Source organism: Bacillus altitudinis 41KF2b (assembly GCF_000691145.1).
Taxonomy (GTDB): domain Bacteria; phylum Bacillota; class Bacilli; order Bacillales; family Bacillaceae; genus Bacillus; species Bacillus altitudinis.
The window spans coordinates 381,849-393,651 of record NZ_ASJC01000001.1; the positions used below are offsets into that span (position 1 = coordinate 381,849).

The 11,803-nt window shown below is 39.2% G+C and carries 15 protein-coding genes; 9 read left to right on the plus strand and 6 right to left on the minus strand.

The genetic code is table 11. The features are described 5' to 3' along the window. Positions 1–13 precede the first annotated feature (13 nt). The gene (locus tag BA79_RS01985; RefSeq protein ID WP_035392176.1) at positions 14–649 is read right to left on the minus strand and encodes a DUF1054 domain-containing protein; all 636 of its coding nucleotides are present in this window, start codon (positions 647–649) and stop codon (positions 14–16) included. A gap of 287 nt (positions 650–936) precedes the next feature. Between BA79_RS01985 and BA79_RS01990 the strand changes: the two genes are divergently transcribed. The 6 genes from BA79_RS01990 to BA79_RS02015 all read left to right on the plus strand — a co-directional run bounded on the left by BA79_RS01990 (position 937) and on the right by BA79_RS02015 (position 5,160). Beyond that, the gene (locus tag BA79_RS01990) at positions 937–1,125 is read left to right on the plus strand and encodes a hypothetical protein (RefSeq protein WP_008345085.1); all 189 of its coding nucleotides are present in this window, start codon (positions 937–939) and stop codon (positions 1,123–1,125) included. A 133-nt stretch (positions 1,126–1,258) separates the two neighbouring features. Further along, positions 1,259–2,065, plus strand: a complete 807-nt coding sequence (locus tag BA79_RS01995) for an inositol monophosphatase family protein (RefSeq protein WP_035700627.1) — start codon at positions 1,259–1,261, stop codon at positions 2,063–2,065. Positions 2,066–2,248: 183 nt separating this feature from the next. Next, positions 2,249–4,099 (plus strand): hypothetical protein, encoded by a 1,851-nt coding sequence (locus tag BA79_RS19500; protein ID WP_248596523.1) that lies wholly within the window; start codon positions 2,249–2,251, stop codon positions 4,097–4,099. After that, positions 4,089–4,352 carry a hypothetical protein gene (locus BA79_RS02005; protein WP_025207275.1) on the plus strand — a complete coding sequence of 88 codons (264 nt, stop codon included), beginning with the start codon at positions 4,089–4,091 and terminating at the stop codon, positions 4,350–4,352. The genes BA79_RS19500 and BA79_RS02005 overlap by 11 nt, the downstream gene beginning before the upstream one ends. Continuing rightward, positions 4,352–4,870, plus strand: coding sequence for an RNA polymerase sigma factor (locus BA79_RS02010; RefSeq protein WP_035701060.1), 519 nt, complete (start codon positions 4,352–4,354; stop codon positions 4,868–4,870). Before BA79_RS02005 ends, BA79_RS02010 begins: the two co-directional genes overlap by 1 nt. Further along, positions 4,867–5,160 carry an anti-sigma factor family protein gene (locus BA79_RS02015; protein ID WP_017359388.1) on the plus strand — a complete coding sequence of 98 codons (294 nt, stop codon included), beginning with the start codon at positions 4,867–4,869 and terminating at the stop codon, positions 5,158–5,160. Before BA79_RS02010 ends, BA79_RS02015 begins: the two co-directional genes overlap by 4 nt. Before the next feature lie 44 nt (positions 5,161–5,204). On the opposite strand, the gene BA79_RS02020 is transcribed toward BA79_RS02015, so the two are convergent. Continuing rightward, complete coding sequence (locus BA79_RS02020) at positions 5,205–5,840, minus strand: hypothetical protein (protein ID WP_035700632.1); 636 nt, start codon at positions 5,838–5,840, stop codon at positions 5,205–5,207. 273 nt (positions 5,841–6,113) lie between these two features. Further along, positions 6,114–6,293, minus strand: a complete 180-nt coding sequence (locus BA79_RS02025) for a DUF5325 family protein (protein ID WP_008345070.1) — start codon at positions 6,291–6,293, stop codon at positions 6,114–6,116. A 113-nt stretch (positions 6,294–6,406) separates the two neighbouring features. On the opposite strand from BA79_RS02025, the gene typA reads away from it, so the two are divergent. After that, entirely contained in the window at positions 6,407–8,245 is a 1,839-nt protein-coding gene (gene typA, locus BA79_RS02030) for a translational GTPase TypA (protein ID WP_008345068.1), read from the plus strand. 96 nt (positions 8,246–8,341) lie between these two features. Further along, on the plus strand, positions 8,342–8,623 hold the full coding sequence (locus BA79_RS02035; RefSeq protein ID WP_045034298.1) for a YlaH-like family protein: 282 nt from the start codon (positions 8,342–8,344) through the stop codon (positions 8,621–8,623). Positions 8,624–8,652: 29 nt separating this feature from the next. Here the strand turns inward: BA79_RS02035 and BA79_RS02040 are convergent, their stop codons facing one another. Both BA79_RS02040 and BA79_RS02045 read right to left on the minus strand, forming a co-directional pair. Continuing rightward, positions 8,653–8,883, minus strand: coding sequence for a YlaI family protein (locus BA79_RS02040; protein WP_008345063.1), 231 nt, complete (start codon positions 8,881–8,883; stop codon positions 8,653–8,655). 308 nt (positions 8,884–9,191) lie between these two features. Beyond that, the gene (locus BA79_RS02045; RefSeq protein ID WP_008345059.1) at positions 9,192–9,809 is read right to left on the minus strand and encodes a YhcN/YlaJ family sporulation lipoprotein; all 618 of its coding nucleotides are present in this window, start codon (positions 9,807–9,809) and stop codon (positions 9,192–9,194) included. A 140-nt stretch (positions 9,810–9,949) separates the two neighbouring features. Between BA79_RS02045 and BA79_RS02050 the strand changes: the two genes are divergently transcribed. Then, entirely contained in the window at positions 9,950–11,272 is a 1,323-nt protein-coding gene (locus BA79_RS02050; protein WP_025207279.1) for a PhoH family protein, read from the plus strand. Positions 11,273–11,292: 20 nt separating this feature from the next. Here the strand turns inward: BA79_RS02050 and BA79_RS02055 are convergent, their stop codons facing one another. Then, positions 11,293–11,775, minus strand: coding sequence for a hypothetical protein (locus BA79_RS02055; RefSeq protein WP_008345056.1), 483 nt, complete (start codon positions 11,773–11,775; stop codon positions 11,293–11,295). Positions 11,776–11,803 lie beyond the last annotated feature (28 nt).

Consider the following 11,803-nt stretch of genomic DNA (forward strand, 5'->3'; position numbering starts at 1 on the left):
ATAGGCTCGTTTTTTATACAGATTCTTTTTGTGTAAAGCGGTATAGATAAGTTACTGTGCGGAAGGCATCTTCAATTTTTGATAAGAATTCTTCATTATTCATTTGAACAACTTCTTCTCTAGGAAGCTGGATGCCGCAAAGGAGTTCGGCCTTTTTGACTGTTTGAACACGTTCAAATAGTGTTCTCAGCTGTTCAGCATCAAGTTCGCTGTGGCGGAGGACGTCCGGTTTCATATGATCCTTAGACCAAACAAAGTCTTGCGGTATTTTCTTTTGGATCGTGTCCAGCTCTTTTTCGAATAATTGCCCATATTCACCTTTTACTGGAGATTCATAAATGAGCGCAAACCATACAAATACATGAGTTTTCCAAAGCCCAATTTGAAAATGAGGGAGCTTTTTATACCCACGCTTACTGTTAGCGAAAGCCACCCAAGTGTCATTTGGCGGGTTGACTGATCTTCTTGCATGTTTTGCCACGTGGACAAACATTTCGTCTCCTGTAATAGAAGAAAGAAGCGGTGCAAAATGTTCACCAAGTGCTTCAAGCTTTGGACGGACTCTCTCTTTTAATACGGCCATACGTTCATCTAAACCGTCTACTGTGAATGTTTCAAAATCTTCATCTCTAAAACGCATTTCACTCATGTTATGCCTCCTGTATCTTTTCGCTGATCATATTTTATCATAGCTTGGGTCAAGCTCAAAAAAAGATGCACTTTAAAGAGAAAGATAGCAGGGATCTTGGTTCGGCGTTTAAAAACATCGATTTTGTGGTACATAACAAATAGGTAAAAACACAATTTTCAGAATGTCGTTGCGGTTATGCGATCGCTTCATACGATATAAGCAAGAACCATTTCTCTTATCGATTGTATTTTTTATCAATGAAAACTGACAAGGAATGAATCATTCTCTGGAAGGGGCGTTGACCAATGAAGCAAATCGTGAAGCATGGGTATAGACAAGAGAAGAAGAATCGCATCGCTGTGTGGAGATTAGAGGTTGATTATGAACTTTCTACGCTTCATGAAGCCATCGAGCAAAAAGATGATATCCAAGTAGAACGCAGCAAACGAAAGCTTGAGCGCCTAAGAAAAGAATGGGAGCAGCTTCAAGGGTAAAACAAGGTGAGGTAAAAACGAACCAATTTATCGGTTCGTTTTTGTATGAAGCTGCTTTTTTCTTGCTTTTACGTACATAATATCAGTATGCTAATACAAATAGGTACTACATAGAAAAGAGGTTTACAGTCCGATGACAAACTGGGTGGAAATTGACCGACTTGCAAAGCTTTGGGTAAAAGAAGCGGGTAGCCGCATTAAAGAATCCATGCAGGAAGGTCTATCAATTGAAACAAAATCAAATCCAAATGATCTTGTCACAAACATCGATAAAGAAACAGAACGTTTCTTCATTGAAAAGATACAGTCGACATTTTCAGATCATCATATTTTAGGAGAAGAGGGCCAAGGGGAAGAAGTGACCTCTCTTGATGGGATCGTATGGATCATTGATCCAATTGATGGCACCATGAACTTTGTCCATCAAAAACGAAATTTTGCCATTTCAATTGGGATATTTGAACATGGTGTGGGGAAAATCGGTCTTATTTATGACGTCATCCATGACGAGCTCTATCATGCAGTCAAAGGAGAAGGGGCGTATATGAACGATATCTTACTCCCGCCTTTAAAAGATGTCGCCATTGAAAAAGCCATTGTCGGCATTAACCCAACATGGGCGATTGAAAGCCCCCATTTTGACGCTAAGCCGTTTGCCCGTCTCGTACGCGATGTGAGAGGAACAAGAACGATTGGATCAGCTGCACTTGAACTGGCTTATATTGCAAGCGGAAGAAGCGACGCATATGTCACGTTAAGGTTAGCGCCTTGGGATTATGCTGCTGGATGTGTGTTACTTGATGAGGTAGGCGCTGTTTACTCGAATATTCACGGAGAACGCTTGACGTTTCTAGAGAAAAATAGCATTGTTGCTGGAAATCGATCCGTCTGTGAAAAAATCTTGCATGATTACATAAAGGGAAGCGGAAATAAAAAATAAACAACATCACTTCATGAGAATGAAGTGATTTTTTGTATTTGATGAAACTTTTTGACAAGTCAAATGTCTATACGAACGAGGCCTTAATTTGAAGTAAAGGATTGTGTAGCGATGTTTGATTTGTTTAGTGATTTATCCCTCCATTTTGAAAGGTTTTTTATTTTAAATGAGTACAGTATCCACATGATTCAATGGTGTGTGCTTGGACTATTTGTCCTTTTCATTACACTTCCCATATGGAAAGAAAAGAAGAGTCGTTATGTATTTTATGCTGGAATCGTATTAAGAGTAGTTCTGCTAGGGAGTATGACACTTGAGATGATCCATCAAGTGCTAGCTAGACAGTATACGATCGAAACATTTGAAGTGCTGACAGATTTCATGCAATTTCTCATCTATGGATATGTCTTGCTTGCATCACTTTTCTATGTGATTTCTCTTCCTTATTTAAAAAATAGGGGCATGTTTTTTGCGTTTGATTTATCTGTGTTACTTCTGCCCTTATGTCAAACGATATTTATTGTGTTAGTTGAAAGCAAAAAGTTCTTTCTCAGCGGTGATACGGAGCTGATATGGAGAGATTTGATCATCATTTTGCTTATGATTGGCTTTGCCGCTTTGGTACTTCACCTATTCTTTCGTTTGTTTTGGCACCAGAAGTGGAAAGAATTGCTGTTTTTCTATGGCTTGATTTTCACTGCGCTGCTGTATATTTTTTATCCTTCTATTTCGAAGTATGAGCTGCAATCTTCGTTTAAGTCCATAGTGATTTTAGTGGCGGCCGCAGGAAGCTTTATGACATTACATTTGTTATGTGCGTTAATACAAAACAAGGTAAAGTTGAGACAGTGGGGTGCTGGGGGGATTGTCGTCTTTTTTACGCTAATGCTGAACCCGATCCTAAATCTCCCACATATCATGTTTCAATTTACTAAAACGGAACTGACAGATACTTTCTCAGAAGAATATCGACCTTTATCTGAAGCAAGTGCGAAAGCATTCGCTTTAAAGTTTGTACCATCGAACACTACATTATATTCAACGACTAGTAAACAGCCGATCTCTTATAACTATGTGTTTGCAGCCGATCAATATGAAGTGAATGTTTCTGCGTTTACAGGTGAATTAAACAGCTATTTTTATCATGGTCGCTCAAAGGGTCAGCATTTGACCGATAAAGAATATAGGGAAAAAACCATTGAATTTTTTGAAAGGAGCGGCCGATCCGTTGATCTAGACCGCATTCATGTAGTGGTTGAAAAAGAAGACGGGGAGACAAGCGTTCTTCTTTTGCCAAAAATGTCTCAGAATAAAGATGAGAGCTTAGCGTTTGCCACCTGGAAAAAAGAGACGCTTCGACAAGCGCAATATGGGAACGCCATCTTTCAATTGAAGGATGTAGACGGGATCAATTTAACAAACAAAGAAATGAAAACGAAAATTAATCGTATTTATAAAAAGTTAAATTTACAGCCACCAGCTTACCAGATCACAGACGTTGATGCTTTTTATTTTGAATGGCAGCATGAAGTGGCGGTAAAGACAGCCGATCAATCTGAATTTCTGTTTAATGGTTCAACGAAAGAATTGACGAAAATACAGCTATCAAAAGCGATTCTTCAACAGAAAAAAGGAAATATCAGTGACGAAGATTTGTTTGAAATGATAGGGGAACAGTCAAAAGACGTGAAGACAGAAACAGGAACTCGTGAACACAAACAATATACTTTTCACGGGTCATCAAATTTACTTCATGTGACGAGAGATGCCGATGGAATTGAGTTGAATTGGCAATCAGACTCTTCTTTACATACGGTATCGAATCAAGAACGTGATGAAGTCTATCAGCAAGTTCTCAAAAAGTATGAACCTTATGCCATCTATAAAAAACAAATCAAGCCGGTGAGAATGATCGACAAAGAGGGGAAAATGAGCATTTCGTGGTTTGTGATCATTCAAACCTTCGGATCGAATGAGCGGAAAATATATGAAGTAAATGGACGAACAAAAGAGGTGCAACGTTTTGACAGATAAAGAAAAACAAGCCATCTTTCAAGACTTATATGAATTGTATCAGGAAGGGGAGCTTGGAGAAGAGGCTTCTAACTGGATGAAGACGCATGAAAAGCAGTTTCAGCATTCTGTTAAGGGAAACGAGTTTGCTCCTATTCACACTGAGGATCAGAGCGATTATCTCGAATTAAAACGCATGAAGTGGTTTATTTCTTCGTTATACTTCTTTTATATCGTTTTATCAATTTGGATGACTGTGTGGTTTTATTTTTGATGTCTAGACCGACCAATCAAATTGAAAAAATATATGAAGAATATTTTCAGGAAATCACCAAATATTTATATCGCAGAACGGGAAATGTCGAAACAGCCAAGGACCTTGCGCAGGATGTATTTATCAAGGCACTGCATGGGTTATCCTCTTTTAAAGGACATTCAAGCATTAAAACATGGCTTTACACCATTGCTTATCATACGTTTGTCAACGACTATCGCCGAAAAGTAAAACGAACTTTTACGGATGTAGAAAAAGCTGATTTTTTAGAGCAGCAGATATTCATGACACCTGAAGACCATTTAGAAACTCAAGCTGATATTCAAAGGCTGTGGAGCCAGATCAATCAATTGAAGGATTCTTACCGAGAAGTCCTCATTTTAAGAGATATTCAGGAATTATCGTATGAAGAAGTAGCGGAAATTTTGAATTGGACCTTATCTAAAGTAAAGACAACCCTTCATCGAGCTAGATTAGAGCTGAAACGAAAGCTACATTGTGAGGAGTTCAACAAATGAGCTGTTATTTGATTGAAGAACTATTACCACTTTATATAGAAGGGGACACGAGTGAAGAAACAAATCAATTAGTGGATGAGCATTTACGTTCATGCAAAAAATGCCGTTATCTATATGAAGAAATGAAAGAACCAGTCTCTATTGCAAAGTCAACAGATTTCATACCGTTCATAGATGAAAAAGAAGAAAAAAGAAAGTTTGAAAGGCGCTACTATGGAAAACTGTTATTACGGGCAAGTATCGTTTTTAGTATCGTCTATCTCATCATGCTCTTGATCTATTGGATATAAGAAAGAACCCCCATCTGGATGAACCGGATGGGGGTTTTTTGAGCTTAGTTCAATTTTTCTTTAGCAATTTGAACTGCATCATAGAACGTTTTTAATTGCTCTTGAGGAATTTTCTTAAGCAATTGGTTGAAAACAAGTAATTCAGTAGAGCTGAATCCAAGACCTTTAGCGATTTTAGAATCAATTACAACGTTTCCTTTTTTGTCTAGAACAAGTGCATCACCAGCAAGATCAACAATTCTGATCACTGATTTGAAAAGCTTTTCGAATTTAGTTGCTTCTTCTTTAGTAAGACCAAGTTCAACAGCTTTTTCTGCATCAAAAACTAATTTTCCTTTTTCGTTTTTAGTGATGCTTTCACTGAAAACGATTGTAAGAACAGCTGCGCGATCTAAGAATTTCTCAGCAGTCGCCGCTTCTTCTTCAGTAAGACCGAGCTCAACAGCTTTTTTCACATCAAATGTGTAGTTGTTGTCTTCCTCAACAAATGAATTGATGAGAATGCTGATAACACGCTCGTTTTTCTCCAATAAATCTTTAATAATTTGTTGCTGCTCAAAAGGAATCCCTTTGAAAGTTGCAGCACTTGCTTGCCCAGGAGCTACTGTTGTGAAAGTAAAAATGATAGCTAAAGCGAAAAATACAACAGAGCTGAGCGATTTGCTCAAAAACTTCTTCATGCTTCTTTTCTCTCCCTTTTCTGTTAAATTTTGTTGCAAGAACAGCATACCATGAGAAACTTTGTGGAAGAATAGGAAAAATGTAACTTTGTGTTTGTTTTTGGAGAACTATAAAAGTTCTTGTCGAAAAATGGAAGAGTTCAGATTGCTTATATTTGCCAACTCTATATGAAGTTTTTAGTTGAATCACTAGGGTTACATAGGTGGTTAGTCTTGTTTTTACCCAAAATAAAAGCCTTCTACATGTAAAATGTAAAAGGCTTTTCATAAATTTTATGATTGTACGTTTAATTTTCGTTTTAATGTAAATCCTGTACCCATGAAAATCATGGCGAACACAATACTTAAGCATGTTCCCAGTATGCTTTTTTCTGCAACAGACACTCCAATAAACGCCATACTGACGACGGCAAGTAATGCACATAATAATAGAAGCCATTTGATTTGTTTCATTTGTCTCCATCCCTTTTTTTAGAGTTAATATAAGTTTACAGAAAAACGATCGGCATTTAAAGGGGATTGTGATATAATATGAAAGTTATCTAATTATTTTAGGAGATGAAAATGTGAAACTTCGAAAAGACCTTCGCAACATCGCAATTATTGCCCACGTTGACCATGGTAAAACGACGCTTGTTGACCAATTGCTCCATCAAGCTGGTACTTTCCGTGCGAATGAAAATATCGCTGAGAGAGCCATGGATTCAAATGATTTAGAGCGAGAGCGCGGTATTACGATCTTAGCTAAAAATACTGCGATCCATTATAAAGATACACGCATTAATATTTTAGATACACCAGGACACGCCGATTTCGGTGGTGAAGTTGAGCGTATCATGAAAATGGTAGATGGTGTACTTCTCGTTGTGGATGCATATGAAGGTTGTATGCCTCAAACACGATTCGTGCTAAAAAAAGCACTTGAGCAAAACTTAACACCAATTGTTGTTGTCAATAAAATTGACCGTGACTTTGCTCGTCCAGCTGAAGTAGTTGATGAAGTCATTGACTTGTTCATTGAATTGGATGCAACAGAAGAACAGCTTGAATTCCCAGTTGTATATGCATCAGCAATCAATGGTACAGCAAGTAACGATGCTAGTAAGCAAGATGAAAACATGGAATCGTTGTTTGAAGCGATTGTCAACCATATCCCATGCCCAGTCGACAACCATGAAGAGCCGCTTCAATTCCAAGTGGCGCTACTTGATTACAATGATTATGTTGGAAGAATTGGAATTGGCCGTGTATTTAGAGGAACGATGCAAGTAGGACAGCAAGTTGCTCTAATGAAAGTGGATGGCAGTGTAAAACAATTCCGCGTGACGAAGATTTTTGGTTTCCAAGGGTTAAAACGAGTGGAAATCAATGAAGCGAAAGCTGGAGATCTTGTCGCAGTATCTGGTATGGAAGACATCAACGTAGGAGAAACAGTCTGCCCGGTAGAACACCAAGAGGCTTTGCCGATCCTTCGTATTGATGAGCCGACACTTCAAATGACATTTGTTGTGAATAACAGCCCATTTGCAGGCCGTGAAGGAAAGTACGTGACATCACGTAAAATTGAAGAGCGTTTAGAACAGCAGCTTCAAACAGACGTAAGTCTTCGTGTAGATCCAACGGATTCACCTGATGCTTGGGTCGTATCAGGACGCGGTGAGCTTCACTTATCAATTCTGATTGAGAATATGAGACGTGAAGGATTTGAACTGCAAGTATCGAAGCCAGAAGTTATTGTAAAAGAAGTAGATGGTGTTCGATGTGAGCCTGTAGAGCGTGTTCAAATTGATGTACCTGAAGAGCATACTGGCTCTGTTATGGAATCAATGGGTGCAAGAAAAGGTGAAATGATTGACATGATCAATAATGGTAATGGTCAAGTTCGCCTGATCTTTACAGTTCCATCACGTGGTTTAATCGGATATACAACTGAATTTCTTTCATTAACTCGTGGTTTTGGTATTTTGAACCATACGTTTGACAGCTACCAGCCGATGCAGTCTGGTCAAGTTGGCGGACGCCGTCAAGGTGTACTTGTTTCAATGGAAACAGGTAAAGCAACTGCTTACGGAATCCAAGGCGTTGAAGAGCGCGGTGTGATTTTCGTTGAGCCGGGTGTTGAAGTATACCAAGGAATGATTGTTGGTGAGCATAACCGTGAAAACGATCTTGTTGTCAACGTGAGCCGTATGAAACAACAAACAAACGTACGTTCAGCGACAAAAGATCAAACGGTTAGTATGAAAAAACCACGTATTATGTCACTTGAGGAATCTCTTGAGTACTTAAATGAAGACGAATACTGTGAGGTTACACCGGAATCGATCCGTTTAAGAAAGAAAATTTTAGATAAAAACGAACGTGAGAAAGCTGCGAAGAAGAAAAAGCTAGCAGGATTATCTTAATTCCATGAAGAATTAAAAAGATAGAACCCTGAAAGGTAAGGGGAGGGAATCTTTTTGAATGATCAGGAAGTAAGTGAGAATCTATCCTTTTTCGCGATGCTGTTTCGTGTCGATGAAAATCCGCAAACAGGGATGTGGCTCCTATATGGCACCATCCTTGTTTTAGCGATTATTGTTTTTAAACTCGGCTTTGCTAGACGTTTACCGATTTTAAAAGCACTTGTCATTTATTTGTTTTTGATTTTTGGTTGCACGTTTCTCACATTTCTAGGTATCTTCTTGCCAGTCGCAGAAGGCCTGGTTGTGGCAGCTGTCATTTTGATTATTTATAAAATACGACTGCATCGTGCGAAAAAAGAAGGAACAGTAAGTACGTAAAAAAGACCTGAACTTGTGTCAGGTCTTTTTTATGTCTTCTGTTCTTTTTTTCCTTTTTTCTTCTTTTTCTCTTTCGTCGCAGGATCTTGATAAAGAGAGAATCTGCCAGTTTTGATGCGTGCCTCTGTCTTTACTTTAATTCTTTCTTGGCAGTCATCGCACATATATGTATGAATCGGTCGATTTCTTAACCGTTTAGCAACAAGTGTATCATCATTAATGGTTTCAAGCTTTTCACATAATGAGCACTTCACTCTCATCATTTTCACCTCACTTTGGTCATGCCTTCATTATAGCATGTTTTTTGAGCCACTTAAAATCAGTATAAAAAAGGCTTATATCACAAGAGATATAAGCCGCAGCGTGTAGACAAACCCTCACATTCGGTGTCAGTCCTGCGCTTCGGTGCTCACGAATGTCATATTCGCTCCGCGCCGATGCTCGTCCTTCCTAGGGCTGCAAAGGTTTTCTATCACGCTGAAAAGAAGGCAAAGAGCTAAAATAAAGTTCATTTTAGCCCTTTGTCAATAATCTGAGGCTATATCACAAGAGATATAAGCCGTTCTCATTATTTCTTCTGATTCATATGATGGTTTGATTGATCGTTTTGGTTTTTTTCTAATTGCTTTTGATCTTGTTGTTTGAGCTGATGATTCGGATCATTCGTTGGATCTGTTTCGTTACGGTCGATTTCATTTCGAGGCATTTCTGGCATAACACGTCCCACAATGGCTGCTAGTTCATCCATAATTCCGCTTACTGGCCTGCCTGCTTGTATTTCTTTACCCATTTCCTTTAAACGGCTCACTGTATCTGGATCAGCGACGACAACAGCATTCGCACCTTCTGGGTCATTTTTCAGAGCTTTGGCGACTGAATATTTAATGGTTTCAACTTTGCTTCTATCTAAATCATCTTTTACATCAATGCCAACGACAGCGTACTTGCCGATGACGATCGCTGTTGCGTCATTTACATCTGCTACATGCTCAGTCACATTCACTAGGTGTTTTGCCACATCTGTTGATGGGCGGGCTTTGTCAGTGTTTTTCTTGGATGAGTCTGATACTCTTACTAAATGCTTGTTTCCGTCTTGATGTTCTTGTGCCAAAGGCTTCTCTTGATGTTGGCAAGCGCCTAATAAAAGAATGGTTTGAACCATGAATAACGTCAAAAATAGTCGCATGTGTATTCCCTCCTTCACAAACTGCATGATTTATTTTATTGTTGAATTAACCTTCTAACTTTATTCATGAAAACATATATTTTAACAATCGTTTTTGGAAAGACAAGGATGAATGAAACCCCGATCAGGAGGCGAAGGACCTGAGTAAAATTTATGTATTAGACACAAATGTGTTATTACAGGATCCGAATTCAATCTTTTCATTTGAAGACAACGAGGTTGTGATTCCGGCCGTAGTGTTAGAAGAAGTAGACTCGAAAAAAAGATATATGGACGAGGTTGGGCAAAACGCACGACGTGTCTCACGTTTAATCGACGGGTTGAGATCGAAAGGGAAACTGCATGAAAAAATTACGCTGGAGTCAAAAGGAACGCTGCGTATTGAGCTGAATCATCGCTCTTTCCATGAACTTCAAGAAATTTTCATCGAAAAAACAAACGATAACCGGATTTTGGCTGTTGCGAAGAATTTGAGCTTAGAGGAAGAAACAAAACCGGATGGCCGGCCTGTCATTTTGGTCAGCAAAGATGTCCTAGTGCGAGTAAAGGCGGATGCCATTGGTCTGCAAGCAGAGGATTTCTTAAGCGATCGTGTGCTGCAAAATGAAGACATTGATAACGGCTATCACGAGCTCTATATTCCGACTGAGCAGCTGAATACATTTTATAAGCAAAATCAGTTACCAATAAAAGACGTCACCCAAACGCCATTAAACCCTCATCAATTTGTTATTATGAAGGGAAATGAGGGTGGTTCTGCTTTGGGGATGCTTGATCAAAAAGCAGAGCATGTAAAACGGCTTATTTATGACCAAGAACATATTTGGGGAATTCGCCCAAAAAATGTCCAGCAAACGATGGCGCTTGAGTTACTTTTACGCCGCGATATTCCGCTTGTGACACTTATCGGAAAAGCGGGAACAGGAAAGACACTGCTTGCACTTGCTGCTGGATTAATGCAGACAGAGGACCTCGGCATGTTTAAAAAGCTCATCGTGGCCCGCTCCATTGTTCCTGTCGGTAAGGACTTAGGGTATTTGCCAGGCGAAAAAGAAGAGAAGCTCAGACCGTGGATGCAGCCGATCTATGACAACCTAGAATTTTTATTTAACACAAAAAAACCTGGTGAACTCGATGCGATACTAGCGGGCATCGGTTCAATTCAAGTGGAAGCTTTAACGTATATTCGCGGGAGAAGTATCCCTGATCAATTTATCATTATCGATGAGGCGCAAAATTTAACAAAACACGAAGTAAAAACATTATTAACGCGGGTTGGTGAGGGAAGTAAAATTGTGCTGATGGGAGACCCAGAGCAGATTGATCACCCTTATTTAGACAGCTTAAATAATGGGCTCACATATGTCATTGAGCGTTTCAAAGGGCAGCAAATATCTGGACATGTCAAGCTTGTCAAAGGAGAAAGGTCTGGACTTGCACAGCTTGCAGCTGATTTATTATAGTCCAGACCCGTCATCTTATCTTATGTAATGATTAACTCTTTGACGCCTTTAATCGGCTGAGTGATGTTGGACTGATCCTCGAAATAAACGTGGATTGGTCCTTCTTCTGTTATAGGCTTTCCATTTTGGCTGAAATGGGCAATGCTATCCATCGCCTTAGAGAGCGGAACAGCAATTGTTTCTGTTTCTGTGACAAATTCACACGTCTCCGCTTGTTCGAGCGGTTCTGCATTTTTTATCATGTCGCCAAGTTTCATCCCGAAGCTGCCTGTGACAAGTCTTTCTTTTTCGTACTTTTTCTCTGTTTTTAATGTGGGTGGAAGTGTTTGACCTTCTCTTATGACCCGCTCTTGATCGAGTTCCTGATCTAGCTGCTGCTCTTCGTTTGCTGCACTTTTCTCAAAAAATGAATCCATTAAAAATTTACGGTCATCAAAAATCCATACACTCGGATCAATGGTGATCTTGTATTGTACGTTCCCCTTGATTTGAATAATGCTCATGTTCAAGACAACCCCTTTCCAACATAAA

Coding starts and splice junctions, on each gene's coding strand:
- BA79_RS01985 (WP_035392176.1), bottom strand. CDS start 649: ATGAGTGAAATGCGTTTTAGAGATGAAGATTTTGAAACATTCACAGTA.
- BA79_RS01990 (WP_008345085.1), top strand. CDS start 937: ATGAAGCAAATCGTGAAGCATGGGTATAGACAAGAGAAGAAGAATCGC.
- BA79_RS01995 (WP_035700627.1), top strand. CDS start 1,259: ATGACAAACTGGGTGGAAATTGACCGACTTGCAAAGCTTTGGGTAAAA.
- BA79_RS19500 (WP_248596523.1), top strand. CDS start 2,249: ATGATTCAATGGTGTGTGCTTGGACTATTTGTCCTTTTCATTACACTT.
- BA79_RS02010 (WP_035701060.1), top strand. CDS start 4,352: ATGTCTAGACCGACCAATCAAATTGAAAAAATATATGAAGAATATTTT.
- BA79_RS02015 (WP_017359388.1), top strand. CDS start 4,867: ATGAGCTGTTATTTGATTGAAGAACTATTACCACTTTATATAGAAGGG.
- BA79_RS02020 (WP_035700632.1), bottom strand. CDS start 5,840: ATGAAGAAGTTTTTGAGCAAATCGCTCAGCTCTGTTGTATTTTTCGCT.
- BA79_RS02025 (WP_008345070.1), bottom strand. CDS start 6,293: ATGAAACAAATCAAATGGCTTCTATTATTATGTGCATTACTTGCCGTC.
- BA79_RS02035 (WP_045034298.1), top strand. CDS start 8,342: ATGCTGTTTCGTGTCGATGAAAATCCGCAAACAGGGATGTGGCTCCTA.
- BA79_RS02040 (WP_008345063.1), bottom strand. CDS start 8,883: ATGAGAGTGAAGTGCTCATTATGTGAAAAGCTTGAAACCATTAATGAT.
- BA79_RS02045 (WP_008345059.1), bottom strand. CDS start 9,809: ATGCGACTATTTTTGACGTTATTCATGGTTCAAACCATTCTTTTATTA.
- BA79_RS02055 (WP_008345056.1), bottom strand. CDS start 11,775: ATGAGCATTATTCAAATCAAGGGGAACGTACAATACAAGATCACCATT.